We start from the raw sequence: 24,774 nt of genomic DNA, 5'->3' as shown, positions 1-24,774 counted from the left end.
CGGCACCCCCTGGACCGAAACACCGCTCAGCGCTTAATGGTTGCTACGGCCTCCGCGTCATCCAGGTGACATCAAGAATTATTAGAGCCGTTACATGGACGGATCGCATCGGCCGAAGATTGGGGAAACTGTCGTCCATGAAACGGTGCGGCTGCGCGAGGCCGACATCGGCCGGCGCTGCGAGGTCTTGCAAAACACCCGCATCGAATATGCGTCGCTCGGCGACTACTCCTATCTCGGCGAGAATTGCGAGGTCGCGGAAGCTGCGATCGGAGAATTCACGGCGATCGCCAATTCGGTCCGGATCGGCGCGCCGAACCACCCGATGGGCCGCCCGTCCCAGCATCGTTTCACCTATGTGCCGGAATATTATGAGGCCACGGCAACCCGCGATCGCGATTTCTTCGCGGAGCGCCGCAGCGACCGGGTGATCGTCGGCAATGATTGCTGGATCGGCCACGCCGCCATCCTACTGCCGGGCGTGAGGGTCGGCGATGGCGCGGTCATCGCTGCCGGCGCGGTCGTCAGCCGCGACGTGCCGCCCTACACGGTCGTCGGCGGCGTTCCGGCCCGCCCGATCCGGCAACGTTTTTCCGATCCGGTAGCTGAAAGCCTGCGTCGTATCGCTTGGTGGGATTGGCCGGACGAGTTGATCTTCGAGCGCCTGCAGGATTTTCGTTCTGAGGCGATCGAGCAGTTTTGCGAACGCTATGACCCGGCGTACTCCCGCCAGACCTCATCCTGAGGAGCGCGTCTTCGCGCGTCTCGAAGGATGAAGGCCGAGCTGTAGCAGCGTGGCCTTCATGGTTCGAGACGGCGCTGAAGCGCCTCCTCACCATGAGGGTCCAATAGTTGCCGGTTAGGCAAAAGCCGAGCGACGTCATAAAAAATGCCCGGTCGAGACCGGGCATTTTTCGTCAGATGGTTGTCGCTCTCAATACAGCGGGAACCCGGTCGGCTGGCCGCCCAGATCCGATGGCGGGTTAAGCGGCTGGCGGTCGATCGGGCGGTTGAGGTTTTCGCGCGCGAACGTTGGGTATCCGTACGGCGATGGAAACGCGTAGTCCAAGAACTTGCGGTCGCCTGGCAAAACCTCGGTGCCGGCGTCGAGCCAGGAGCGCGTGGTAACGAAGACGCGGGTGCGCGGCCCCTGCTGATAAACCCGGTTCGGCCCCTGCGGTCCGTAAGTGATCCGGCCGTCGCGATCATACTGCGGCTGCTGCTGACGCTTGGTCTGAGCGTTTGCCGGGCTCGCGACGAGGCCGACCACGACGGCGGCGGCAGCACAAAATACCGCGAACTTCGTCGCAGCTGGAAATTTCGGGGTCATTGCATCCTCGTCATTAGCTACCCCCGAGGGGGCCTGGCGGATCGCCAAATCTGTCTGCCGGCATTGTAGTCACGGCGGGACTCTCGTCGCTAGGTCAATTGCGCCACACCGCGCCGGAATAATGCGGGGCGAAGCCAAAAAGTTTCATGAAAACCAGTGTCTTGGCCGCTTGTTGCCACAATTATCAGGGGCGGGAAGGTCGGCCACGCCGACTCCGGGCTACAAGGCGCCGCGCAGCCTCGGGTTATCCGCGCCCATCACCCAGTCCGCGGACAAGGCCGGCGCCCCCGTTACAGCGCAATCGCTGCGTCTGACCTCGGCACGGGCGAACAACTGCGCCAGTCTGGTATCGCTGCCGGCCGTCAGCAGGACCAGCCGGTTCAGCATGCAGCCGATCGCGGCGCGTCGGGCCGGCAGATCCTCGCCCAAGCATGACCAGCCCGAGAGGCGGAGTTTCGGCTCGTCGACATGTCTAAAGAACCGCAGGCAGGAGCGGGCGGCCTCGGCGCCGCCGATCCGGCGAAACAGGGTCACGGCGCCGAACTTGCTGTCGATGATTCCGGCGGCCTCCAACTCCCGCGCGCCCGCAGGATCCATCCGGGCGGCGAGGTATCCGGCCGCCGAGCCAACCTGGTCGAGCTCTTCACCCGGACGATAGATCTCGAGTTCAGCGACCGGCGTGCCACCGGCGCCGCTCCAATGGAACACGTCCTTCCGGCCGCCTTCCGGGTGCCTGAAAATCTCGTAAGTCTCTGTCTTGCCTGGGAAAATAAAGTGACTCACGGCGAATGCCGGCGCCGTGCGCCCAGCCTGGCTCCAGGTCTTGGGCGCGGTCTCCATCGCCGTGACTTCGGGCAGATGCTGCCATAGCGCGATACCGCCAATGGCCATCAACGCCAGCGTCATCAGATAAGCGCAGAGCCGTGCCAGCGTGCCGCAGACTTCGTCCGCGAAGTTCGCCAGCGCCGGGTGAATTCTCGCCCTATATTGGAAATTGGCCGTTCTGGCCGGAAACGAACGCATCAAACGCCCAAACGCAACCGTCACACGTTGTCATAAGGGCGTTTCTCGCATAGAAGCGCTGCCTTCTCCCTTTCCGCCTGAGGCGGCGGGGCGGCATTTTTCCTCGGAGAGTGAACGATGGGTTACAAAGTCGCTGTCGTCGGTGCGACCGGCAATGTCGGGCGCGAAATGCTCAACATTCTCGACGAGCGTAAATTCCCCGCCGACGAGGTCGTGGTGCTGGCCTCACGCCGCAGCGTCGGCGTCGAGGTGTCCTATGGCGACCGCACCCTCAAGGTCAAAGCGCTCGAGCACTATGACTTTTCCGACGTCGATATCTGCCTGATGTCGGCCGGCGGCTCGGTGTCGAAGGAATGGTCGCCCAAGATCGGCGCTGCCGGGGCGGTGGTGATCGACAATTCGTCGGCCTGGCGCATGGACCCGGACGTGCCGCTGATCGTGCCGGAAGTGAACGCGGACGCGGCAAAGGATTTTGCCAAGAAGAACATCATCGCCAATCCGAACTGCTCGACCGCGCAGCTCGTCGTGGCGCTGAAGCCGCTGCACGACAAGGCCACCATCAAGCGCGTCGTGGTCGCGACCTATCAGTCGGTGTCGGGTGCCGGCAAGGATGCGATGGACGAACTGTTCTCGCAGACCAAGGCCGTCTACACCAACGACGAGCTGGTCAACAAGAAATTCCCCAAGCGCATCGCCTTCAACGTCATTCCCCACATCGACGTCTTCATGGAGGACGGCTACACCAAGGAAGAGTGGAAGATGATGGCGGAGACCAAGAAGATTCTTGATCCCAAGATCAAGCTCTCCGCCACCTGCGTGCGGGTGCCGGTGTTCGTCGGCCATTCCGAGGCCGTCAACATCGAGTTCGAGAATCCGATCACCGCCGATGAAGCGCGCAACATCCTGCGCAATGCGCCGGGCTGCCTCGTCATCGACAAGCAGGAGCCCGGCGGCTACGTCACGCCCTATGAATCGGCCGGCGAGGATGCCACCTATATCAGCCGCATCCGCGAGGACGCGACGGTGGAGAATGGGCTGGCGCTGTGGTGCGTCTCCGACAACCTGCGCAAGGGCGCTGCGCTCAATGCCGTGCAGATCGCCGAATGTCTGATCAACCGCAAGCTGATCAGCGCGAAGAAGAAGGCGGCGTAAGCAGGCGGCGCAAGCAGGTAAGTGGCATGGAGCCGGACCAGATGACGGAACAGCCGGCTCCTTATCGGCCCAATCCGACTGCGAAGCGTGTCGAACGCGGCCTCGAAACCGTGATCTTCAACAGCCGCTGGCTGATGGCGCCGTTCTACTTCGGCCTCGTCGTCAGCCTCGCTGTGCTGTTGCTGAAATTCTGCATGGTGCTGTGGGAATTCATCGTCCACGCGCCGGGGTCCAAGGAATCCGACATCATTCTCGGCGCGCTGGGCCTGATCGACATCTCGCTGACCGGCAATCTGATCCTGATCGTGGTGTTCTCCGGTTACGAGAATTTCGTGTCGAAGATCGATCCGGGCGGCCACCCGGACTGGCCGGACTGGATGACAAAAATCCATTTTGGCGGGCTGAAGCAGAAGCTGCTGGCCTCGATCGTCGCGATCTCCGCGATCCAGGTGCTGAAGGCGTTCATGAACATCGATACCGCCTTCGATCCGACCAAGCTCGCCTGGCTGGTCGGCGTGCACCTGGCATTCGTGGTGTCGGCCTTGATGCTGGCGCTCTCCGACCGCTGGGGCGGCGGAGACCACGGCGGGGAATAGCAGCGGGCTAGGTTGCGTCCCGCACGCTCTGAAACTCCTTCGCCTGCTTGTCGAGCACGAACAGCGAGCCCTCGGCGACGCCGAAATAGGCGCCGTGCAATTCCATCTCGCCGCGCTCGACGCGGGTGCGCACGAACGGGAACGTCATCAGGTTTTCGATTGAGCGGAAGATTGCGGCCTTTTCGATCCGGACGGTGAAATCCTGCATCGACTCGCGCTCGCGCTGCTCGACGATTTCGCCCGGCTTGATGAACATCGCCATCCAGCGACCGATGAAATCGCCCGGCGACAGCGGGTCGATCTTGTCGATGAAGGCGCGGATACCGCCGCACTGGGCGTGGCCGAGCACGACGATGTGCCTGATACGGAGCACGTTGACGGCATATTCCAGCGCCGCCGAGACGCCATGGGCGCCGCCGTCGGGCTGATAGACCGGCACCAGGTTGGCGACGTTACGTACCACGAACAATTCGCCGGGGCCGGCGTCGAAAATCACTTCCGGCGAGACGCGGGAATCGCAGCAGCCGATCACCATCACGGCGGGCGACTGGCCGCGCTCGGAGAGTTCCCGGTAGCGGGTCTGCTCGGTGGGCAGCCGCTGCGAGGTAAAGGCCCGGTAGCCGTCGAGCAGATGTTGCGGGAATGACGTTGTCATGTTGCCTGTGCCTGTCGTTAGCCCTGCCTAACCATAGACCGATGACCGGAACAAGGCTTTCGGACCCGGGTTTGAAATGTTAGGGCGTGGGGCTCAGAACGCCCCGGAGGAAACCCGTCCATGACCCGTCCACGCCGCAGCCTGTTGTTCATGCCGGGATCGAACGCGCGGGCGCTGGAAAAGGCGCGCAGCCTGCCCGCCGACGGCATCATTCTGGATCTTGAGGATTCGGTGGCGCCGGACGCCAAGGCTGTCGCGCGCGACCAGATCGCCAAGGCGATCGCGGCCGGCGGCTTCGGCAAGCGCGAGGTGCTGATCCGCGTCAACAGTCTCGATACGCCCTGGTGGGTCGAGGACGTCACCATGGCCGGCAAGGCCCGGCCCGACGGCATTCTGGTTCCCAAGATTTCCACCGTGGCCGATCTCAACGCCATTGCGAACCGCCTGAGCGATATCAACGCCGACATGTCGATCCGGGTCTGGGCGATGATCGAAACCGCGCGTGCCGTGCTCGATGCGGACAAGCTGGCGGCGGCATCGAAGGATTCCGAAACAAGGCTCGCCGGTTTCGTGTTCGGGCCCAATGATATCTCGCGGGAGACGCGGATCCGGATGCAGCCGGGCCGCGCGGCGATGATCCCGATGATCACGCATTGCATCCTGGCGACGCGCGCGCACGGGCTGGAAATTCTCGACGGTCCCTATAGCGACATCAGCAATATCGACGGTTTCGCCACCGAATGCGCGCAGGGCCGCGATCTCGGCTTCGACGGCAAGACGCTGATCCATCCGAGCCACATTGAGGCCTGCAACGCCATCTTCACGCCGCCGGCCGAGGAGGTCGAGCAGGCGCGCAAGATCATCGCGGCGTTCGAACAGCCGGAAAACGCCTCGCGCGGCGCGATCCAGCTCGACGGGCGGATGGTGGAACGGCTGCACGCCGACATGGCGCGGCGGACGATCGCGATTGCCGATGCAATCGCTGCGATGGGACATTGAGTTTTTCCTTCTCCCCTTGTGGGAGAAGGTGCCTTCGCGATAGCGAAGGCGGATGAGGGGTTCTCTCCGCGCGCACTGCTCGTNACCCGTCGCCGAACTTCGTTCGGCGCCACCCTCTCCCACAAGGGGAGAGGGTATTCCTTTCCTATGAATTCACCTGCGGGCCGAGACCGTCGATCGTCGGCGCGTTGGCGCAATATTCTTCATAATGCGCAGCGGCAGTGCCGGCAGCGAGATCTTTGTCACACTGGCGCTTGTGGATGCACATCGAGCAGACGCGCTCCATGTCGCGGAGTACGAGCGGCTCGGTGCGGGCGAGATCGTCCTGATCGATACCGAGTGCCGTGAGCATTTTCGGCAGCTCGTCTGCCGCGTGCGGTCCCTGGCGGACCAGCGCCTCGAGATCGGCGGACGACATCCGCAGATCACTTGCGATCTGGCCGAAATTGGCGGCGTCCAATTCGCGCATTTCCCTGAGCTCGCGCCGGTGCTTCAGCCATTCGCCGAAGACATCGACCATGCGGCTGACGGTGGGATAGGGCTTTTCCTGAACGGTCATGGCACGGCTCCCTTGGGTCGCTCTGATGTTCCAAGGTGAGCGCAAAGCCTGCGCCCGTCATTGCGCTGGATCAAATTTGGGAGCGAATCGGGCAGCCCGCACTTTTCCTTCTCCCCTTGTGGGAGAAGGTGCCTTGCCGCAGGCAAGGNATGAGGGGTCTGTCTCCGCGGAAAGAACCCCTCATCCGTCTCGCTGCCGCTTCGCGCCAGCGATCCACCTTCTCCCACAGGGGGAGAAGGAAGGGGCGCGCGCCACTATTTTCCAAACCTTTCCGCCGCCCAGGCATAGAGACTGCCCGGCATCGGCTTCTCGCCGCCGCGCCCTTTTGGCGAGATATGCAATCCGACGATCTCTTGGTCAGCCAGCAGGCCCGCAAAATCCGTCGGCTCAAAGAACAGCTTCGGTTCGGCGTGCACCGCGTAGAACGACCGTTTCGGCAGCGCGTGCTGCAATTCGTTCGAGCGGCGCGCCAGCGCGGTGAGGGCGGCGGGGCCATAGATCGCGACGCGGATGTCGGAGAGGCGGCTCGAGCGGTGGCGCAACTGGCGCAGCATGAAGGTGAGGCGATGGCGCAGCGCCAGCCAGTCCGGCGTCAGGTCCTCCTGCTCCATCAGGTCCTCGAACGCCCGCACGATCGGATCGTTCGCAGGCAGGTACAACACCGAGTTGCCGAGCTGGCGTCGGCGCTCCCACGCGAAGTAGGGCTTTGCCGGATCGATCTCGATCGGTTTGAGCAGCAGCACGTCGGCGTCGAGCCACAGCCCGGCGCGCTCGGCCATCAGCCGCATGCGGAAGAAGTCGCTGAACTGCAGGATGGTCCAGTCTCGCCAGCCGCCGTCCGGCTCGGGCGGGCGCAACCGCTCTGAAAAGGAATGCGGCAGGATCGCTTCCGCCTCGGCATTGCCGACGCCGTCGGGCAGGCCAGGTATTGGATCGAAACTGTAGACGGTGACTTTGTGGCCGGCGGCGACCTGCGACCGGAGGCAGGTGAGCCGCAATCCGTCGAGCCGGCCGTGCCAGAAGGTGACGACGTCAGGCCGCATTCGCGTCGCCTCCGCACATGGAGCATGATCCGGAAAAGTGGGAACCGGTTTTCCGAAAAGATCATGCTCAAGTCAAAAAGATAGAGCGGGATGACGATTCGAAGAAACGTCATCGTGCTCTAGAAAAAGAGCCCCGATTTGGTCGGGGCTCTCGTAGCACAATCAGGCCCAGGCGCGCTCTTTCTTCAGCTTCGCCTCGTAGTCGTCGATCGACGACTTCTTTTCCATGGTCAGGCCGATGTCGTCGAGGCCGTTCATCAGGCAGTGCTTGCGGAACGGATCGATCTCGAACTTCACCTTGCCGCCGTCGGGACCGCGGATTTCCTGGTTGGCGAGATCGATGGTCAGGGTGGCGTTGGCGCCGCGCTCGGCGTCGTCGAACAGCTTGTCGAGGTCTTCCTGGGTGACGCGGATCGGCAAAATGCCGTTCTTGAAACAGTTGTTGTAGAAGATGTCGCCGAACGAGGTCGAGATCACGCAGCGGATGCCGAAATCCAAGAGCGCCCACGGCGCGTGCTCGCGGCTCGAGCCGCAGCCGAAATTGTCGCCGGCGACCAGCACCTTGGCGTTGCGATAGGCCGTCTGGTTGAGGACGAAGTCCGGGTTCTCGCTGCCGTCATCCTTGTAGCGCTGTTCCGAGAAAAGGCCCTTGCCAAGGCCGGTGCGCTTGATGGTCTTCAGGTACTGCTTCGGAATGATCATGTCGGTGTCGACATTGATGATCTTCAGGGGGGCAGCTACGCCTTCCAGTGTGGTGAACTTTTCCATCGATCGCACTTCCCGGTTGAAAAGGTGGGACGGGCCGTTGATTTATCGCGAATATGGCCCCGGCAAAAGGCCAATTTGCGCATAGGCCGCCTGTTCTGGCGCGTTTCGGACAAACAGGTCGCCTGCCCGAGAGAAGACGCCCTAGCCCGCGCTGGCCTCGATCGCCTCCATATCGGCGTCCGAAAGCCCGAAATGGTGCCCGATCTCGTGGATCAGGACATGGCGGATGATATGGCCCAGCGTTTCCTCGTGCTCGGCCCAGTAATCCAGGATCGGCCGGCGGTAGAGCCAGATCATGTTGGGCAGGCGGGCGACGTCCTGGTTGCTCTGCTGCGGCAGGCCGACCCCCTGGAACAGGCCGAGCAGGTCGAATTCGCTTTGCGCCTGCAACTCGTCGAGGACCTCGTCGGTCGGAAAGTCGTCGACGCGGATGATCACGCCCTGGCACAGGCTTCGAAACGTCTTTGGTAGGCGCTCGAACACCTCATGCGCCATGGCTTCCATTTCGGCGAGCGAGGGGGCTTTTGCTTCGGTCCACATCAGGACGTATTTAGCGTGTGTTATGTCCCGGCGCATAATGGTTTTGCGGAGTTGACCTTGGAGCTCCAATCGGAGACCGTGCGGGCGTTATCAGGCTTGGGTGGGCTTAAGATGAAGCGGATTGTGACGGTTGCAGCATGGGCTGCTTTTTCCGGGCTCTTGCTACCCGGCGCCATGGCGCAGGCCCAGACGGCTTTGCCGGAACTGCGGGTCGCGACGGCACCGGGCGCGGTGGTCACGGACATGTCCGCCCAGCGCCGTCGCCCGTTGCGGCGGGTGCCGATCTATCGGCAGGAGGAATGGGCGCCCGACGTCTGGCCGCGCTACAACCCCGGCCCCAATGCCGTGCGCGATTGCACCGCGCATTACGTGCAGGAGTACCGGCCGAGCGGCACGGTGATCACCCCTCGCATGAACTGCTACTGGCGGCGCGGCTGAACCCTTCCATCCGTCGTTGATGCGTTGTCCTTCGCGATCGTCGTGAATTCATGACGACGATCGGTGTGTGATCTGCGCGCGCATATCACAACGAAAGCGGCGGCATCCATTCATCTTCGTGGCGCATTCATTCAGCGGCTATTCAAGTCGCGAGCCCCAGATTGTGTGCAGCGTTGCGGCGAGCGATTCGACGCAGACGTGACACCCGATCCAAGGAGAGGATTTATGCAGTTCACGAAAATTCTGGGACTTGCTGCCGTTGGCACGTTGCTTGCGCTCGCCGCGCCAGTCGAACGCGCCAATGCGCTGTCGCTCAGCAATCCCGGCGCCGCCGCGGCGGTTCAGGAGGACGCCAGGCTGGCGACGACGGAAGTTCATTGGCGGCACCATCGCCACCACCATCATCATCGGTGGCACCGCTGGCATCATCGCCATCACCACCATCATCGCCACTGGCATCGCTGGTAAGCGCGACAGCCAGACGCAGCGATCGAGCAGGCCCGTTCAGTGCGGGCCTGTTTCGATTTTTGCCGTCGCCTTGAAACCGGCGAGATTGCTGCCCGATATCTCCGACATCGGTATTGGCAGGGAGAAATCCGTCATGAAGAGCTTGGTCGGGGCAGCCTTTGTCGCAGGTGCGCTCGTAATTGCTGCACCGGTCGCGATCGATGCGGCCGCCGCGGCGCCACGAACGAAAGCGCAAAGGATCGGCACTTCCGGCGCCACGGATTTCAGCGCGCACCGCCATGTCAGGCGCTACAACAGACACTACGGCTATCATCGCGCGCACTACTATCGGCCATATTATTACGCGCGGCCGGTCTACTATCGGCCATATCCCTATGACACACCGGCGCCGTTCACCTTCGGCATCGGCTTTGGACCGTTCTGGTGGTGAGGCACGGAAGCGAAAGTTCTTTCGATGCGTTCATCTTGATGCAGAGCGCATTCATGGCGCGTTCACGTGGCTGTCTCTAACTTCACGTTGGGAGCGACCGCACAAGAAAAAGCGACGGGGGCCAGCCGCGGAGCTGCACAAGGCGCGCTGTCGCCGGTTAGGGAGGTTTCATCCATGTCGATATCCGATCCCGGACGCGGCCTGGTCCGCCGTCTGGGCGTTACAGCTGCGACTCTTTTTGCGCTCGCGGCGGCATCACAACAGCGCGCCGAGGCGCTCTCGCTTGCAAGTCCCGGCACGGCACCCTCAGCTAAATTTGCAACCGACGGACTGACGACCGAAGTCCGCCACGGCGGCCATGGTGGCGGCGGTGGCATGCGTGGCGGTGGAGGCGGTGGCTTCCGCGGCGGCGGCGGATTTCACGGTGGCGGATTCCGCGGTGGCGGCGCTGCCTTCCATGGCGGCGGGTTCAGGGGCGGCGGGTTTGCGATTCACCGTGGCGGCGGCTTTCGCGCCGCGCCCGTATTTCGTGGTGGCGGTTATCGCTACGGATATCGCCACGTCTATCACCGGCCGTACTTCCGCCACCGGCATCATTTTCACCGCCGGTTCTACGCGCCGCGCTATTACGGCTATCCGGGATACTATTACGGCTACCGGCATCGCTACTGCCGGATCATCTGGACCTATTACGGGCCGCGCAAGATCTGCAGGTATCGTCCATGGTGGCGGCACCACTACGGATACCCGTACGGCTATTGGTGAGACGGGCTGAAACGAAACAGGCGCCCAAACGGGCGCCTGATTTTTCGAGTGGAGGATCACTCCATCCAAGCCAAGCCTGGGTTTCCCAAGCCTAGGTTTCCCAAGGCTTGATCTTCCACGGCGTGAGTTTCTCCATCCGCCACTGGTGCCAATGCTCCGGCGGCCAGTGGCCAAGGCGCGAGGTTTCCTTGGTGGCGGTGGTCTGAAGGTCGACGATACGCGGCGTGCGGCGACGCACCTGCTTCGTCGCCTCGCTGATCATATCGACAAATTCATACTTGTTCGTCACGTCTGGTCCCTCGCGAAAGCCTCTTCGCAAGGGACCAGTCTGCGCTCTGCCTGTTAACGCAGCGTTGCGGGAACGCCTCGCAATCTAGACAAAGAAAGCGTTAACGCCAGTCGCGGACGTCGACGAAGTGCCCGGCGATCGCCGCGGCCGCGGCCATGGCGGGCGACACCAGATGGGTGCGGCCCTTGAAGCCCTGGCGGCCCTCGAAGTTGCGGTTCGAGGTCGAGGCGCAGCGCTCTTCCGGCGCCAGCTTGTCCGGGTTCATGGCAAGGCACATCGAGCAGCCCGGTTCGCGCCACTCGAAGCCGGCCTTGATGAAGATCTTGTCCAGCCCCTCGGCTTCCGCCTGCTCCTTCACGATGCCGGAGCCCGGCACGATCATCGCGTTGACGTGGGCGTTCACCGTCTTGCCCTCGGCGATCTTTGCGGCGGCGCGCAGATCCTCGATGCGGCCGTTGGTGCAGGAGCCGATGAAGACGCGGTCGAGCTTGATGTCGGTGATCTTCGTGCCCGCGGTCAGGCCCATATATTTCAACGCGCGGTGTTTTGACAGCCGCTTGGCCTCGTCCTCGATCTTATCAGGGTCGGGCACGAAGCCGGTGATCGAAATGACGTCCTCGGGCGAGGTGCCCCAGGTCACGATCGGCGGCAGTTTTGCCGCGTCGAGCCGGATCTCATGGTCGAAATGCGCGCCTTCATCCGAACGCAGCTTTTCCCAATAGCGCATCGCGGCATCCCAATCGGCGCCCTTCGGCGACTTCGGGCGGCCCTTGAGGAATTCGAACGCCTTCTCATCGGGCGCGACCAGGCCAGCGCGGGCGCCGCCTTCGATCGACATGTTGCAGACCGTCATGCGGCCTTCCATCGTCAGCGAACGGATCGCGTCGCCGGCATATTCCAGCACATAGCCGGTGCCGCCGGCGGTGCCGATCTCGCCGATGATCGCGAGGATGATGTCCTTGCCGGTGACGCCGTCGGGCAACTTGCCGTCGACCACCGCGCGCATGTTCTTGGCTTTCTTCTGGATCAGCGTCTGCGTCGCCAGCACGTGCTCGACTTCGGAGGTGCCGATGCCGTGCGCCAGCGCGCCGAACGCGCCATGGGTGGAGGTGTGGCTGTCACCGCAGACGATGGTGGTGCCGGGCAGGGTAAAGCCCTGCTCGGGGCCGATCACGTGCACGATGCCCTGGCGCTTGTCGAACTCGTTGTAATATTCGATGCCGAATTCCTTGGCGTTTTCCGCCATCACGCGCATCTGCTCGATGCTCTCAGGATCGGGATTCGGCTTCGAACGGTCGGTGGTCGGGATGTTGTGATCGACGACGGCCAGCGTCTTCTCCGGCGCGTGAACCTTGCGGCCACTGGCGCGCAGGCCTTCGAACGCCTGCGGCGAGGTCACCTCGTGCACCAGGTGGCGATCGATATAGAGCAGGCAGGTGCCGTCCTCGGCTTCGTGCACCAGATGGTCGTTCCAGATCTTGTCGTACAGCGTGGTCGGTTTGGACATGAGCGTCAGCTCCAAAGGAAATTCTGTGTGAGCGGTTGAGTGCGGAACGCGCGCCAGCAATGGACGTCAGCGCAGCATCAAGCTGCGGGCGTAAGCTCTGACGTCGCCGAAGTCGCGAACCGTCCGAAGAACCGGCCGGGCAGGCGCGAGCGATCGTCGATGACGATCCTCCTGATGGTGCCGAAGGCGGCGCTGGTGCGATCTAGAACCATTCTGAATTTCTAACACAGGCTCCTCGGCCGCCACAATCAATCGATGCGGCAGGGGGCATTGCCTAGATAGGCATAGCGCAACAAAAAAGCGCGGGGCAAAACCCCGCGCTTTTCGCCACATCCCTCTCGGGAAAAATTACTCGCCGACGGCAGCGGCGCGGTCCTGCTTCTCGACGATGCGGGCCGACTTGCCGCGCAGGTTGCGCAGGTAATACAGCTTGGCGCGACGCACCTTGCCGCGGCGCACCACCTTGATCGAGTCGATCATCGGCGACATCACGGGGAATACGCGCTCGACGCCTTCGCCGTAGGAAATCTTGCGGACGGTGAAGCTCTCGTTGAGCCCGCCGCCGGAACGGCCGATGCAGACGCCTTCATAGGCCTGCACGCGGGTCCGCTCGCCTTCGACCACCTTGACGTTGACGATCACGGTGTCGCCGGGGCCGAACTCCGGAATCGACTTGCTGGCCGACAGTTTTTCGAATTGCTCTTTTTCGAGCTGTTGAATGAGGTTCATTGAAATCTCCATCGGCGGCGCGCCCGGCAGCGGGCTGCGCGACGTCCATCTATCCTGCCATTGCGCGGATTTGGCGCTCGTATAAGGCATCGGGCCGCGCTTGTCACCCGTCTGTCTTGTTTTTTGTGGCGTTTTGGCCGGGCCTGGCAGCCCACAGGTCCGGACGCCGCACCCGGGTCAGGGCCTCGGCCTCGGCCTTTCGCCAGGCCGCCACTTTGGCATGGTCCCCGGAAATCAGGATTTCGGGGATACCGCGGCCCTCAAACTCCTGCGGGCGGGTAAATTGGGGGTATTCCAGTAGTCCTTCGGAGAAGCTTTCGTCCTCCCCCGAGGCCTGTTTGCCCATCACCCCCGGCAAAAGCCGCACGCAGGCGTCGATCAGGGCCATCGCGGCGATTTCGCCACCCGACAGCACATAGTCCCCGATCGAGACTTCTTCGAGGTTCCGGGCTTCGATGACCCGCTGATCGACCCCCTCGAACCGGCCGCAGACGATCAGCGGTCCGGGGCCGACGGCGAGTTCCGCCACCAGCGACTGGGTCAATGGCCGACCCCGCGGGCTCATCAAGAGATGCGGCCGGTCTTGACCGGCATCCGCGGCATCGATCGCAGCCGCCAGCACGTCGGCGCGGAGCACCATGCCCGGGCCGCCGCCCGCCGGGGTGTCATCGACGCTGCGATGGCGGTCGGTCGCGGAATCGCGAATATCCCGCGCCTCCAGCGACCACAGGCCCGACGCCAGCGCCTTGCCCGCCAGGCTGACGCCGAGCGGCCCGGGAAACATGTCCGGGAATAAGGTGAGAACCGTGGCGCGCCAGGTCATGTCAAACCCATCACGTGAGCGTCGGGACTTCGTCGCCTTCGATTTCCTGCGGCAGCTCGATCACCACACGGCCGCCGGCGAGATCGACCGTCGGCACCACCGCATTGGTGAAAGGCAATAGCATGGTAGCGCCCCGCGGCGGCGCGATCTCGATGATGTCGCCGGCGCCGAAATTGTGGATCGCAACGACACGACCGAGCGGATCGTTGGCGGCGTTGACCGCGGCAAGCCCGATCAGGTCGGCGTGGTAATATTCGTCGTCGTCGGTCTCGGGCAATTTGTCGCGCGCGACATAGAGCTCGATGCCGTTGAGCCGTTCGGCGTCCTCACGGGTGGCGATGCCCTTGAACGTCGCCACCAGATGGTCTTTGGCCTCGCGAACATGCGCGACCTCGAACTGGCGCGCGCCGTCCCTGGTCATCAGCGGGCCGTAATGCTTTACGGCCAGCGGATCTTCGGTGAACGTCCACAGCTTCACCGCGCCGCGCACGCCATGCGCGGCGCCGATACGGGCGACGCAAATCGGTGCTGCCACCATGCGTCGCTAAGACTTACGCCTTCGCGGCGGCTTCGGCGGCCTTGCGCTCCTTGCGCGGCACGGCCTTTTCCGGGTTGTTGCGCGCGGCGCGCTTGACGATGCCGGCAGCATCCAGGAAGCGGGTGACGCGATCCGACGGCTGCGCGCCCTTGGCGAGCCAGGCCTTCACCTTGTCCATGTCGAGCTTCAGGCGCGATTCATTGTCCTTCGGCAGCAGCGGATTGAAATGGCCGAGACGCTCGATGAAGCGGCCGTCGCGGGGAAAGCGCGAGTCGGCGACGACGACGTGATAGACCGGACGCTTCTTGGTGCCTGCGCGAGCGAGGCGGATAACGACTGACATCTAGTTCTCCTGAGTGTGGGTTAATTGAAAGTCTGTTGGTTGTTGGGTCGTCATTTCTTCTTGCCGGGGAAGCCGCCGAGGCCCGGCAGTGTCGGCTTGCCGCTGAGACCGGTAAGCCCCGGCACATTCGGCAATCCCTGACGCAGGCCGACGGGAAGATCCTTCGGCAAATTCGGCAGGCCGCCTGCGCCGCCCTGCATCTTGTCGGCCAGCGCCTTCATCTCTTCCGGCGAGGGCGGCTTCATGCCGCCGCCAAAGCCCATCGCCTGCGCGATGCCGGCCAGCGGGCCGCGCTTGCCCGAACCCATGGCCTTCATCATGTCGGCCATATTCCGGTGCATCTTCAGCAGTTTGTTGACCTGCTCGACATTCTGGCCGGCGCCGGCGGCGATGCGCTTCTTGCGGCTGGCTTTGAGAATGTCGGGGCTCTTGCGCTCGGCCCGCGTCATCGAATCGATGATCGCGACCTGGCGCTTGAGGATCTTGTCGTCGATGCCGGCGGCGGCGATCTGGTTCTTCATCTTGGCGATGCCGGGCATCATGCCCATCAAGCCGCTGATGCCGCCCATGTTCGCCATCTGCAGCAATTGCTCGCGCATGTCGTTGAGGTCGAACTGACCCTTGCGCATCCGCTCGGCGGTACGTGCGGCCTTTTCAGCGTCGATATTCGCCGCGGCCCGCTCGACCAGCGACACCACGTCGCCCATGCCGAGGATGCGGCCGGCGATGCGGGAGGGATGGAAATCCTCCAGCGCGTCGGTCTTTTCGCCGGTGCCGATCAGCTTGATCGGCTTTCCGGTGACTGCGCGCATCGACAGCGCCGCGCCGCCGCGGCCGTCGCCGTCGACGCGGGTCAGCACGATGCCGGTGAGGCCGACGCGCTGGTCGAAGGAGCGCGCGAGATTCACGGCGTCCTGACCAGTCAGGGAGTCCGCGACCAGCAGCACTTCATGCGGATTGGCGGTTGATTTGATCTCGGCCGCCTCGCTCATCATCTCTTCGTCGAGCGTGGTGCGGCCGGCGGTGTCGAGCAGCACGACGTCGTAGCCGCCGAGCTTGCCGGCTTCGAGCGCGCGCTTGGCGATTTGCGCCGGCTTCTGGCCGGCGACGATCGGCAGCGTCGGGATGTCGAGATCGCGCCCCAGCACGGCCAACTGCTCCATCGCCGCGGGGCGGTAGATGTCGAGCGAGGCCATCAGCACCTTGCGCTTGTCGCGCTGGGTCATGCGGCGGGCGAGTTTGGCGGTGGTCGTGGTTTTTCCGGAGCCCTGCAGACCGACCATCATGATCGCGACCGGCGGCACCGCATTGAGGTCGATGGTCTGGCCGTCAGCGCCCAGCGTGGCGACCAGTTCGTCATGGACGATCTTGACCACCATCTGGCCGGGCGTGACCGACTTGACAACGGTGGCGCCGATCGCCTGCTCGCGGACTCGGTCGATAAAACTTCTGACGACGTCGAGCGAGACGTCGGCCTCCAGCAGCGCGCGGCGCACCTCGCGCATCGCGGCATCGACGTCCTTTTCGGACAGCGCACCGCGCCCCGTCAGACGATCGAGTATCCCGCCAAGCTTTTCCGACAGATTGTCGAACAATGCCGTTGTCCTCTGTGCCCTTGCGGGCGCTGCCTCAACTCGTCATCGTCGCCAGGACGATGTTCCAAACACTTTCGCGCCCGAGGGCGCATCGCGCTGTCGGGCGTTGGCCTCCGGTCTCATGGGCCGGGCGGCGGGTCGAAAAGAACGTCTTTCCGAGAAAGTGCGCGGTTTAAACGCCCGGCTGGGGCGAAAGTCAAGGAAACTTGTCGAAAGCGGTATTTTCGTGAGCTTTGGTAGGTAGTTAACCAGTGCACGGTTAGGCCAGCGCGGATCGGCGGATATGGTATAACGACACCATGAGATTTTTTCCCTGGTATCTGACGCGCGGGGACGTGCTGGGCGGCTTGTTCGTTCTGGCGGGGCTCTGTCTCCTGATCTTCACCTACATTCGATTTCCGGGCTTCACAGCCCAGACAACGGGGTTTGGTCCGGATTGGGACTGCAAGAGCGTCCCGCAGGGCGACCCCATTTGCGTGAAAAAAATCGCGCGATAATCGAGCTCGGAAAATCCGCGACAGGTTCCATGTTGCGGCGACCGACGCCATATAACGCCCCATGTCTCCTGCTCTCTCCTCCCTGCCGTGATGCCCGTCACCCGCCGCCGTGTCTTTGCATTGCTCGCCGGGGCCGCCACGGCCGTCGGCGTGCCGTCTGTCTGGATCAGCAAGATGAAAACCTATGACGGTCCCACCTCCGATCATTTCGACGGCATGCGCTTCTTCGATCCCGACGGCGTGCCGCCGAAATCATTGGCGGAGGTGCTGCGCTGGCAGTTCGGCAGCGACCGCAAGCGCGCGAGCTGGCCGGACTGGGTGCCCAATGCGCACAGCGATACGCCGCCGCCGCGTGTTTCCGGCGACAAGGTGCGGCTGTCATTCGTCGGCCATGTCTCCTGGCTGATCCAGACCCGGGACCTCAACATCCTCGTCGATCCCGTGTGGTCGCTGCGCGCCTCGCCGCTTTCCTTTGCCGGGCCGAAGCGGCACAACGATCCCGGCATTGCGTTCGATGCACTGCCCAAGATCGACGTCGTGCTGGTCAGCCACGGCCATTACGACCATCTCGACATCGCGACGCTGTCGAAGCTTACGGAAAAATTCTCGCCGCGCGTCATCACGCCGCTCGGCAATGACGTGACCATGCGCGATACGGACGCCGCGATCAAAGCCGAGGGGTTCGACTGGCAGGACCGCGTCGAGCTCGGCAATGGCATCGCGGTGACGCTGGTGCCGACGCGGCACTGGTCGGCGCGCGGCCTGTTCGACCGCAACAAGGCGCTGTGGGCGAGTTTCGTGCTGGAGACGCCGGCGGGCAAGCTCTACATCGTCTGCGATTCCGGCTACGGCGAGGGCAAGCACTTTCGTCGCGTCGCCGAGCAGCACGGGCCGCTGCGGCTGGCGATCCTGCCGATCGGGGCCTATGAGCCGCGCTGGTTCATGAAGGACCAGCACATGAACCCGTCGGATGCAGTGAAGGCGCTGGCCGATTGCGGTGCAAGGGAAGCGCTCGCGCATCACCACGGCACGTTCCAGCTCACCGATGAGGCGATCGACGCGCCGGTGAATGCCTTGGCCGACGCGCTGAAAGAGGCGAAGATCCCGCCGGAGCGGTTCGCCGCGCTGAAGCCGGGGCAGGTTTACGAGATTTAACTCCGTCATTGCGAGCGAAGCGAAGCAATCCATCGCGCCCGCATAGCGGATGGATGGATTACTTCGTCGCTTCGCTCCTCGCAATGACGGAGAACTACTCCTTCGGCTTGATCGCCCAGGACACGCTCACCGTCACCGACAGCGTCTCTTCGCCCTGCGCCACCGGCGCGCCCGCGGCCATCGGGGCTGCCACCTTGCTGCGGAATACCGGGCCGGGTGCTCCGCTTTCCTCGGAAATGCTGATGGGTTCGCCGAGCGTGACGCCGGCGGCCTTGGCATAGATCTCGGCTTTGCGGCGGGCATCTGCGATCGCCTTCTCGCGGGCCTCGTCCAGGTGTTTTGAGGCCTGCGTCACCGTGAAGCTGATGCCGCCGATATCGTTGGCGCCGGCGCTGACCAGCACGTCGATCACGTTCGCGACCTTGGTGACATCGCGGATCTTGACCGTGACGCGGTTGCTGGCGCGGAAGCTCACGATCCCCGCCGTGCGCTCCGCGGTTCTGGGCGACGTCGCAAATTGCGGCTGCAGCGACAGCCGCGAAGTCTGGTAGTCCTTCTCCTCGATGCCGGCGCCCTTCAGCGCCAGCAGGACCTTGCCCATCGCGGCATTGTTGGCTTCCGACGCCTCGCGTGCGGTTTTGGCGTCCGACGTCACACCGCTGTCGATCTGCGCCTGATCGGGCGCCACCGACACGTTCGCTTCGCCGGTCACGGAAATCGCGGGCGGCAGCGTCGTTTGCGCCAGCGCGGGGGCGGCGAGCCAGGTGGCGGCTACGGCGGCAAGGGCGAGTGCATGCTTCATGCCCATTACCTCAGCGGCACATAGACGTTGATCACCAGCTTGTCCTCCGCCGTCTTCAGCGGATTGGTGATGTATTCCTCGATGAAGGTGTCTTTGGCCTCGAGTTTCTTGTCGTCGAGGTGGTTGGTGATCGCCTCGTAGGTGTTGTCCATGTTGTCGTAGGAGCCGCGATGGACGAATTTCAGCGCCTTGCCCTCGGGCGATTTGCCCATGCTCATGTCCTTGGTCAGGTTCTTGACGTCCTGATCGACCGGAATCTGCGCCAGAAAGGTAAAGCCGGTATCGTCGGTCGAGGTGTAGACGATCATCGAATTGCCCGTGGCCTTGATGCCCTGCTTGTCGAGCAGGGCGGTCAGCGCCTTGAACGAATCGATCAGGGTGTCGAATGCCGAATCCCAGTTGGCGGTGCCCTTCATCACCACGACCTTCTTGGGCTCGAGGGTGAATTCCTCGCCAAAGGGGTCGGCGGTCTGGACGCTGGCGGCAGGCGGGGGCGGCGCGGGCGTCGGGGCTTTTTCGGCCGTGGGCGCATCTGCCGGGGACTTGGTTTCGGCCGGCGGTGGGACCGGCACGGCTGATGGTGCGGGGCTCGGCACAGCCGACGGGCTTGCGGTCGGGGAGGCCGAAGGCGCCGGCGATTGCGCCACGGCGGCCCCGGACAATGCAACCATGGAGAGCGCGGCCACGGCCGCACGGAAAGTGCTTGTAAGCTTCATTTCAGGTATTCTCCATCCACCCCCACCTGGCGGCGGCATGTCCCCGGTCCGCGTCAGCCAGAATGTGTCATTTCCCTAACACGCAAGGTCCGCATTCGTCCCATGACAGATGCGTCATATGCCCCCGCGTACTAGGCAATTGACCATCATTCGCCATATAAGGGCGGCATAAATTGGGAAATTCCATGAGCGCGCTGGCCAACCACGCATTTGCCAAGATGAACGGTATCGGCAACGAAATCGTCGTGGTCGACCTGCGCGATTCCAAGGCGGGTTCGAAGGCCGCCGTGACGCCGGAAGACGCCCGCGCCGTGGCCTCGCCGGCAGGCGTGCCCTATGACCAGTTGATGGTATTGCAGCCGCCGCGGCTCTCGGGCACCGAGGCCTTCATCCGTATCTACAACAGCGACGGCTCGGAAGCCGGCGCTTGCGGTAACGGCATGCGCTGTGTGGTGCGCCGGCTGTTCGAGAAGACCGGCCAGACCGCCGTGACTTTCGAGACCCGCGCCGGGCTATTGAACTGCTGGCAGGGCCCGGCGCCGGACCTCTATACCGTGGACATGGGCACGCCGAAGTTCGGCTGGCAGGATATTCCGCTGGCGGAAGAATTTCGCGACACCCGCTATATCGAGTTGCAAGTCGGGCCGATCGACGCACCGGTGCTGCACTCGCCCTCGGTGGTCTCGATGGGCAATCCGCACGCGATCTTCTGGGTCGACGACGTCAACGCCTACGATCTCGAGCGCTTCGGGCCGTTGCTGGAAAACCATCCGATCTTTCCCGATCGCGCCAACATCACGCTCGCCCATATCGTCGATCGCGATCACATCACGATCCGCACCTGGGAGCGCGGCGCCGGATTGACCAGGGCCTGCGGCTCGGCGGCTTGTGCCACCGCGGTCGCCGCCGCCCGGCTGAAGCGCGCCAATCGCACCGTCGAGATCACGTTGCCCGGCGGCAAGCTTTCGCTTGAATGGCGCGAGCGCGACGATCATGTGCTGATGACCGGCACGGCCGATTTCGAATATGAAGGCCGCTTCGATCCGGCACTGTTCGCCAGCGTCGCTTAGGGATCATGAGCGTCGACGTCCTCACGTTTGGCTGCCGTCTCAACGCGTTCGAATCCGAGGTGATCGCTCGCGAGGCGGAGCGTGCGGGCCTTTCCGATACCATCGTCATCAATAGCTGCGCTGTCACCAACGAGGCGGTGGCGCAGGCGCGGCAATCGATCCGCCGGCTGAAGCGCGAGCGGCCGCATCTGCGCATCGTCGTCACCGGCTGCGCGGCGCAGACGCAAGCCGAAATGTTCGCCGAAATGGCCGAAGTCGATCGCGTCGTCGGCAATGACGAGAAGATGCGCGGTGAGGCCTGGCGCGATGCGCGGGCGGCGTTCGATGGTGGCTTCGGTATCGGGACGAGCGAGAAAATCGCGGTCGCCGACATCATGGCGGTCAGGGAAATGGCGCCGCATCTGCTTGACGGCTTCAAGGCCGGCCTGCCGCGCGTCTTCGTACAGGTGCAGAACGGCTGCGACCATCGCTGCACGTTTTGCATTATTCCTTACGGCCGCGGCAATTCGCGCTCGGTGCCGATGGGCGCGGTGGTGGATCAGGTGCGTGCATTGGTCGAGCGCGGCCACGCCGAGATCGTGCTGACCGGCGTCGACCTGACGAGCTATGGCTCCGATCTGCCGGGGGCCCCAAAGCTCGGGCAATTGACCAGGCAGATATTGCGGCACGTGCCGGAATTGAAGCGCCTGCGGATTTCGTCGATCGATTCCATCGAGGCCGATCGCGATCTGCTCGATGTCATCGCCGCGGATGAGCGGCTGATGCCGCACCTGCATTTGTCGCTGCAATCGGGCGACGACATGATCCTGAAGCGGATGAAGCGCCGGCATTCTCGGCAAGACGCGATCGAGTTCTGCGCGCAGGTGCGGCGGCTGCGCCCGGACATCACGCTCGGCGCCGATATCATCGCGGGATTCCCGACGGAAACCGAAGAAATGTTCGCGCGTTCGCAGGACCTCGTGGGTGAGTGCGATCTCACCTTCCTGCACGTATTTCCGTATTCGAAGCGGCCGGGGACGCCGGCCGCGCGGATGCCGCAGGTGGCGGGCGAAGCAATCAAGAGCCGCGCGAGGCGGCTACGGGTTGCGGGTGAGGCAGCGTTGCAGCGACGGCTGGCGAAAGACGTCGGTTCAACGCGTCAGGTGTTGATCGAGAGCGCGACGCAGGGACGAACCGAGCATTTCCTGCCGGTGGCGATTAGTGGCGAAATACCGGGCATGGTGATGCCGCTCGCTATCAAGGGGCACGATGCTGCGCGGTTGACGGTGTAAGCCGCAAACTCCGCCGTCGTCGCCCGGCTTGACCGGGCGATCCAGTACGCCGCGGCCTCTCGGCTAATCACAGACGTCTCTGGAATACTGGATCATCCGCGTTCGCGGATGATGACAGCGCTGATTGGGGCGCCCCTGCGAATCCATCACTCCCCATTCCACCCGCACTTCCTGAGCCGCTCCCGTATATGCTCCGGCGCCGGCGCTGTCACGCGCACCGGCTCCTTGTTCTTCGAAATCGGAATCACGATCTCGCGGGAATGCAGATGCAGGATCGGCTCGCCGAAGCGCGGGCCGTTGCCGTAGATATTGTCGCCGACGATCGGCCAGCCTGTCGCGGACGTGTGCACGCGCAATTGGTGGGTGCGGCCCGTGACGGGCTCCAGTGCCAGCCAGGCGAGGCCATCGCCGCGGCCGAGCACTTTCCAGGTGGTGATGGCTTTCTGACCTTCGGGATCCGGCTTCTGCCACCAGCCGCGCTCGGCATTGAGGCGGCCCAGCGGCATGTCGATGGTGCCTTCATCCTCGGCAGGCCCGCCCTCCACGACGGCCCAATAGGTCTTTCCGACCTTGCCGTGCTTGAACAACAGGCCGAGCGAGGCGGTGGCCTTGCGATGGCGTCCCAGCACCAGACAGCCTGATGTATCCTTGTCGAGCCGGTGGGCCAGCACCGGCGGCCGCGGCAGGCCGAATCGCAAGGCATCGAACGACGCCTCCAGATTGGCGCCGCCCTTGGGACCGCGATGTACCGGCAGCCCCGCCGGCTTGTCGATGACCAGCATCAACCCGTCGCGATGGAGCACGCGGGCCTGGATTTCTTCCGCCGTTAATCCTGGAACATCAAAGGATGCCCCTGAACTATCAAACGATTTGTTGTGACTTCCGCTCATGGCGCGAAACCGCTAACACGTCCCCGACATGAGCGATACCACTCCCGGAACCCCCAAACTGAGCTGGTGGCGGCGGCTTTCGAGCGGCCTGAAGCGGACGTCAAGTTCGCTCGGGAACGCCGTTGCCGACCTCGTTACCAAGCGCAAGCTCGACCGCGCCATGCTCGACGATATCGAGGATGTGCTGCTGCGGGCCGATCTCGGTACCGCCGTCGCGGTCCGGATCGCGGACGCGGTCGGCGCCGGCCGCTACGACAAGGCGATTTCGGCCGACGAAGTAAAGACGGTCGTCGCGAGCGAAGTCGAGAAGGTGCTGGCACCGGTGGCCAGGCCGCTGGAGATCGATGCCGCGCAAAAGCCGTTCGTCATTCTCGTCGTCGGCGTCAACGGTTCCGGCAAGACCACCACCATCGGCAAGCTTGCCGCGAAATTGAGCGCTGAGGGCCGCAAGGTGATGATGGCGGCCGGCGACACATTTCGCGCCGCGGCGATCGAGCAATTGAAGGTCTGGGGCGAGCGCACCAAATCGCCGGTCATTGCGGGCGCGCAGGGTTCGGATTCGGCAAGCCTTGCCTTCAACGCGCTGAGCGCGGCAAAGGAACAAAAAATCGACGTGCTGCTGGTCGATACGGCGGGACGGCTGCAGAACAAGGCCGAACTGATGAACGAGCTGGAAAAGGTCGTTCGCGTCATCAAGAAGGTCGATGCGTCAGCGCCGCATGCGGTGCTGCTCGTGCTCGATGCCACGGTGGGACAAAATGCGCTGTCGCAGGTCGAGGCGTTTCATCGTACGGCTGGCGTCACCGGTCTCGTGATGACGAAGCTCGACGGCACCGCGCGCGGCGGCATCCTGGTGGCGCTGGCGGAGAAGTTCAAACTGCCGGTGCACTTCATCGGCGTCGGCGAAGGCGTCGACGATCTCGCGCCGTTCACCGCGCGGGATTTCGCCAACGCGATTGCGGGAATTGAAAGTTAATATGGACAAGACCCAGCCGCATCCGATGTTCAAGCTCGCGACCGAACTCGGTCCGCTGATCGTGTTCTTTGTCGCCAATGCCAAGTTCAACCTGTTCGTCGCAACCGGCGCCTTCATGGTGGCGATTGTGGCGGCGATGATCGCCTCCTATGTGGTGGTGCGGCACGTGCCGATCATGGCTGTCGTCACCGCGGTCATCGTGCTCGTATTCGGCACGCTGACGCTGGTGCTGCACGACGAGACCTTCATCAAGGTCAAGCCGACCATGGTCTACGGCCTGTTCGCGGTGATCCTTGGCGGCGGTCTTTTGTTTGGCCGCTCGTTCATCGCGATCCTGTTCGATCAGGTGTTCAACCTGACGCCGCGGGGCTGGCGCATCCTGACCATGCGCTGGGCGCTGTTCTTTTTCGCCATGGCGATGATGAACGAATTGATCTGGCGCACGCAGTCGACCGACTTCTGGGTGAATTTCAAGGTGTTCGGCGCGATCCCGATCACGATGGTCTTTGCGATCTTCCAGATGCCGGTCATCAAGCGCTATCACCTGGAGCCGGCTTCGCTCGAAGCCAGCGAGGCGGAAGCAGGAGATGTGAGCAAGGGGTGAGGTACCACCGCTTGCGCTGCTTTGCTCCCTCGCCCCGCTCTTGCGGGGTCGAGACGAGCGAAGCTCGCTCTTGGAGGGTTGGGGTGAGGGGCCTCTCCGCGAGTTGTGCTCTATCGATAGACCTGTACCACCTCACCCGGATCGCACCGGACAATGCTTCGCATTGCCGAGGCGATCCGACCTCTCCCCGCAAGCGGGGAGAG

The 24,774-nt window shown here is 63.5% G+C and carries 31 protein-coding genes; 12 read left to right on the top strand and 19 right to left on the bottom strand.

The window, feature by feature from the left end; genetic code table 11:
- Nucleotides 1-94 precede the first annotated feature (94 nt).
- Nucleotides 95-745, top strand: coding sequence for a DapH/DapD/GlmU-related protein (locus tag CQ14_RS30855; protein ID WP_057861576.1), 651 nt, complete (start codon nt 95-97; stop codon nt 743-745).
- 189 nt (nt 746-934) lie between these two features.
- Here CQ14_RS30855 and CQ14_RS30850 read toward each other — a convergent pair whose 3' ends face one another.
- A complete protein-coding gene (locus CQ14_RS30850; RefSeq protein ID WP_057861575.1) occupies nt 935-1,330 on the bottom strand; it encodes a hypothetical protein in 396 nt (131 codons plus the stop codon).
- 219 nt (nt 1,331-1,549) lie between these two features.
- Nucleotides 1,550-2,353, bottom strand: a complete 804-nt coding sequence (locus tag CQ14_RS30845; RefSeq protein ID WP_057861574.1) for a hypothetical protein — start codon at nt 2,351-2,353, stop codon at nt 1,550-1,552.
- A 117-nt stretch (nt 2,354-2,470) separates the two neighbouring features.
- Here CQ14_RS30845 and CQ14_RS30840 point away from each other — a divergent pair, with 117 nt between their 5' ends.
- Together CQ14_RS30840 and CQ14_RS30835 are read left to right on the top strand one after the other, a co-directional pair.
- Nucleotides 2,471-3,505, top strand: a complete 1,035-nt coding sequence (locus tag CQ14_RS30840; protein ID WP_057861573.1) for an aspartate-semialdehyde dehydrogenase — start codon at nt 2,471-2,473, stop codon at nt 3,503-3,505.
- A gap of 41 nt (nt 3,506-3,546) precedes the next feature.
- Nucleotides 3,547-4,101, top strand: a complete 555-nt coding sequence (locus tag CQ14_RS30835) for a TIGR00645 family protein (RefSeq protein WP_057861581.1) — start codon at nt 3,547-3,549, stop codon at nt 4,099-4,101.
- Between the two features lie 7 nt (nt 4,102-4,108).
- Here CQ14_RS30835 and CQ14_RS30830 read toward each other — a convergent pair whose 3' ends face one another.
- Nucleotides 4,109-4,756: a carbonic anhydrase gene (locus CQ14_RS30830; RefSeq protein WP_057861572.1), complete on the bottom strand. Its 648-nt coding sequence runs from the start codon at nt 4,754-4,756 to the stop codon at nt 4,109-4,111.
- Between the two features lie 120 nt (nt 4,757-4,876).
- Between CQ14_RS30830 and CQ14_RS30825 the strand changes: the two genes are divergently transcribed.
- Nucleotides 4,877-5,755, top strand: coding sequence for an HpcH/HpaI aldolase/citrate lyase family protein (locus CQ14_RS30825; RefSeq protein WP_057861571.1), 879 nt, complete (start codon nt 4,877-4,879; stop codon nt 5,753-5,755).
- A gap of 145 nt (nt 5,756-5,900) precedes the next feature.
- Here CQ14_RS30825 and CQ14_RS30820 read toward each other — a convergent pair whose 3' ends face one another.
- The 4 genes from CQ14_RS30820 to CQ14_RS30805 all read right to left on the bottom strand — a co-directional run bounded on the left by CQ14_RS30820 (nt 5,901) and on the right by CQ14_RS30805 (nt 8,665).
- Nucleotides 5,901-6,314, bottom strand: a complete 414-nt coding sequence (locus CQ14_RS30820; RefSeq protein ID WP_057861570.1) for a hypothetical protein — start codon at nt 6,312-6,314, stop codon at nt 5,901-5,903.
- Between the two features lie 254 nt (nt 6,315-6,568).
- Nucleotides 6,569-7,357 (bottom strand): hypothetical protein, encoded by a 789-nt coding sequence (locus tag CQ14_RS30815; RefSeq protein WP_057861569.1) that lies wholly within the window; start codon nt 7,355-7,357, stop codon nt 6,569-6,571.
- 162 nt (nt 7,358-7,519) lie between these two features.
- Nucleotides 7,520-8,125: a 3-isopropylmalate dehydratase small subunit gene (gene leuD / locus CQ14_RS30810; protein WP_057861568.1), complete on the bottom strand. Its 606-nt coding sequence runs from the start codon at nt 8,123-8,125 to the stop codon at nt 7,520-7,522.
- A gap of 141 nt (nt 8,126-8,266) precedes the next feature.
- Entirely contained in the window at nt 8,267-8,665 is a 399-nt protein-coding gene (locus CQ14_RS30805) for a metallopeptidase family protein (RefSeq protein ID WP_057861567.1), read from the bottom strand.
- 111 nt (nt 8,666-8,776) lie between these two features.
- Between CQ14_RS30805 and CQ14_RS30800 the strand changes: the two genes are divergently transcribed.
- Nucleotides 8,777-9,103, top strand: coding sequence for a hypothetical protein (locus CQ14_RS30800; protein ID WP_057861566.1), 327 nt, complete (start codon nt 8,777-8,779; stop codon nt 9,101-9,103).
- A gap of 138 nt (nt 9,104-9,241) precedes the next feature.
- Here the strand turns inward: CQ14_RS30800 and CQ14_RS47925 are convergent, their stop codons facing one another.
- Nucleotides 9,242-9,556 (bottom strand): hypothetical protein, encoded by a 315-nt coding sequence (locus tag CQ14_RS47925; protein WP_156435628.1) that lies wholly within the window; start codon nt 9,554-9,556, stop codon nt 9,242-9,244.
- Nucleotides 9,557-9,704: 148 nt separating this feature from the next.
- Between CQ14_RS47925 and CQ14_RS30790 the strand changes: the two genes are divergently transcribed.
- Nucleotides 9,705-10,001, top strand: coding sequence for a hypothetical protein (locus CQ14_RS30790; protein ID WP_057861564.1), 297 nt, complete (start codon nt 9,705-9,707; stop codon nt 9,999-10,001).
- Nucleotides 10,002-10,175: 174 nt separating this feature from the next.
- Nucleotides 10,176-10,766 carry a hypothetical protein gene (locus CQ14_RS30785; RefSeq protein ID WP_057861563.1) on the top strand — a complete coding sequence of 197 codons (591 nt, stop codon included), beginning with the start codon at nt 10,176-10,178 and terminating at the stop codon, nt 10,764-10,766.
- A 91-nt stretch (nt 10,767-10,857) separates the two neighbouring features.
- Here the strand turns inward: CQ14_RS30785 and CQ14_RS30780 are convergent, their stop codons facing one another.
- The 8 genes from CQ14_RS30780 to ffh all read right to left on the bottom strand — a co-directional run bounded on the left by CQ14_RS30780 (nt 10,858) and on the right by ffh (nt 16,590).
- On the bottom strand, nt 10,858-11,055 hold the full coding sequence (locus CQ14_RS30780; RefSeq protein ID WP_057861562.1) for a hypothetical protein: 198 nt from the start codon (nt 11,053-11,055) through the stop codon (nt 10,858-10,860).
- Between the two features lie 100 nt (nt 11,056-11,155).
- On the bottom strand, nt 11,156-12,562 hold the full coding sequence (gene leuC, locus CQ14_RS30775) for a 3-isopropylmalate dehydratase large subunit (protein WP_057861580.1): 1,407 nt from the start codon (nt 12,560-12,562) through the stop codon (nt 11,156-11,158).
- Nucleotides 12,563-12,639: 77 nt separating this feature from the next.
- On the bottom strand, nt 12,640-12,774 hold the full coding sequence (locus CQ14_RS47700) for a hypothetical protein (RefSeq protein ID WP_283807288.1): 135 nt from the start codon (nt 12,772-12,774) through the stop codon (nt 12,640-12,642).
- A 136-nt stretch (nt 12,775-12,910) separates the two neighbouring features.
- Complete coding sequence (rplS, locus tag CQ14_RS30765; protein ID WP_057861579.1) at nt 12,911-13,291, bottom strand: 50S ribosomal protein L19; 381 nt, start codon at nt 13,289-13,291, stop codon at nt 12,911-12,913.
- Nucleotides 13,292-13,394: 103 nt separating this feature from the next.
- Nucleotides 13,395-14,114, bottom strand: a complete 720-nt coding sequence (trmD, locus tag CQ14_RS30760; RefSeq protein WP_057861560.1) for a tRNA (guanosine(37)-N1)-methyltransferase TrmD — start codon at nt 14,112-14,114, stop codon at nt 13,395-13,397.
- 10 nt (nt 14,115-14,124) lie between these two features.
- Complete coding sequence (gene rimM, locus CQ14_RS30755; protein ID WP_057861578.1) at nt 14,125-14,649, bottom strand: ribosome maturation factor RimM; 525 nt, start codon at nt 14,647-14,649, stop codon at nt 14,125-14,127.
- Between the two features lie 16 nt (nt 14,650-14,665).
- The gene (gene rpsP / locus CQ14_RS30750) at nt 14,666-14,995 is read right to left on the bottom strand and encodes a 30S ribosomal protein S16 (protein WP_057861559.1); all 330 of its coding nucleotides are present in this window, start codon (nt 14,993-14,995) and stop codon (nt 14,666-14,668) included.
- 50 nt (nt 14,996-15,045) lie between these two features.
- On the bottom strand, nt 15,046-16,590 hold the full coding sequence (gene ffh / locus CQ14_RS30745; RefSeq protein WP_057861558.1) for a signal recognition particle protein: 1,545 nt from the start codon (nt 16,588-16,590) through the stop codon (nt 15,046-15,048).
- Between the two features lie 587 nt (nt 16,591-17,177).
- Here ffh and CQ14_RS30735 point away from each other — a divergent pair.
- A complete protein-coding gene (locus CQ14_RS30735; protein ID WP_057861556.1) occupies nt 17,178-18,242 on the top strand; it encodes an MBL fold metallo-hydrolase in 1,065 nt (354 codons plus the stop codon).
- Between the two features lie 94 nt (nt 18,243-18,336).
- Here CQ14_RS30735 and CQ14_RS30730 read toward each other — a convergent pair whose 3' ends face one another.
- Nucleotides 18,337-19,044 carry an SIMPL domain-containing protein gene (locus tag CQ14_RS30730; RefSeq protein WP_057861577.1) on the bottom strand — a complete coding sequence of 236 codons (708 nt, stop codon included), beginning with the start codon at nt 19,042-19,044 and terminating at the stop codon, nt 18,337-18,339.
- Between the two features lie 5 nt (nt 19,045-19,049).
- A complete protein-coding gene (locus CQ14_RS30725) occupies nt 19,050-19,760 on the bottom strand; it encodes a GyrI-like domain-containing protein (RefSeq protein ID WP_057861555.1) in 711 nt (236 codons plus the stop codon).
- 185 nt (nt 19,761-19,945) lie between these two features.
- Between CQ14_RS30725 and dapF the strand changes: the two genes are divergently transcribed.
- Both dapF and mtaB read left to right on the top strand, forming a co-directional pair.
- On the top strand, nt 19,946-20,830 hold the full coding sequence (gene dapF, locus CQ14_RS30720) for a diaminopimelate epimerase (protein ID WP_057861554.1): 885 nt from the start codon (nt 19,946-19,948) through the stop codon (nt 20,828-20,830).
- Between the two features lie 5 nt (nt 20,831-20,835).
- Nucleotides 20,836-22,101 carry a tRNA (N(6)-L-threonylcarbamoyladenosine(37)-C(2))-methylthiotransferase MtaB gene (gene mtaB, locus CQ14_RS30715; RefSeq protein ID WP_057861553.1) on the top strand — a complete coding sequence of 422 codons (1,266 nt, stop codon included), beginning with the start codon at nt 20,836-20,838 and terminating at the stop codon, nt 22,099-22,101.
- Between the two features lie 146 nt (nt 22,102-22,247).
- Here the strand turns inward: mtaB and CQ14_RS30710 are convergent, their stop codons facing one another.
- Nucleotides 22,248-22,883, bottom strand: coding sequence for an RluA family pseudouridine synthase (locus CQ14_RS30710; RefSeq protein ID WP_245320636.1), 636 nt, complete (start codon nt 22,881-22,883; stop codon nt 22,248-22,250).
- Between the two features lie 136 nt (nt 22,884-23,019).
- Here CQ14_RS30710 and ftsY point away from each other — a divergent pair, with 136 nt between their 5' ends.
- Both ftsY and CQ14_RS30700 read left to right on the top strand, forming a co-directional pair.
- Nucleotides 23,020-23,967, top strand: a complete 948-nt coding sequence (gene ftsY, locus CQ14_RS30705; RefSeq protein WP_057861551.1) for a signal recognition particle-docking protein FtsY — start codon at nt 23,020-23,022, stop codon at nt 23,965-23,967.
- Nucleotide 23,968: 1 nt separating this feature from the next.
- On the top strand, nt 23,969-24,571 hold the full coding sequence (locus tag CQ14_RS30700) for a septation protein A (RefSeq protein ID WP_057861550.1): 603 nt from the start codon (nt 23,969-23,971) through the stop codon (nt 24,569-24,571).
- Nucleotides 24,572-24,774 lie beyond the last annotated feature (203 nt).

It is taken from the genome of Bradyrhizobium lablabi, from assembly GCF_001440475.1.
Classification (GTDB): domain Bacteria; phylum Pseudomonadota; class Alphaproteobacteria; order Rhizobiales; family Xanthobacteraceae; genus Bradyrhizobium; species Bradyrhizobium lablabi.
The sequence above is the reverse complement of the archived record's forward strand: the minus strand, read 5'-3'. Positions and strand labels throughout refer to the sequence as shown.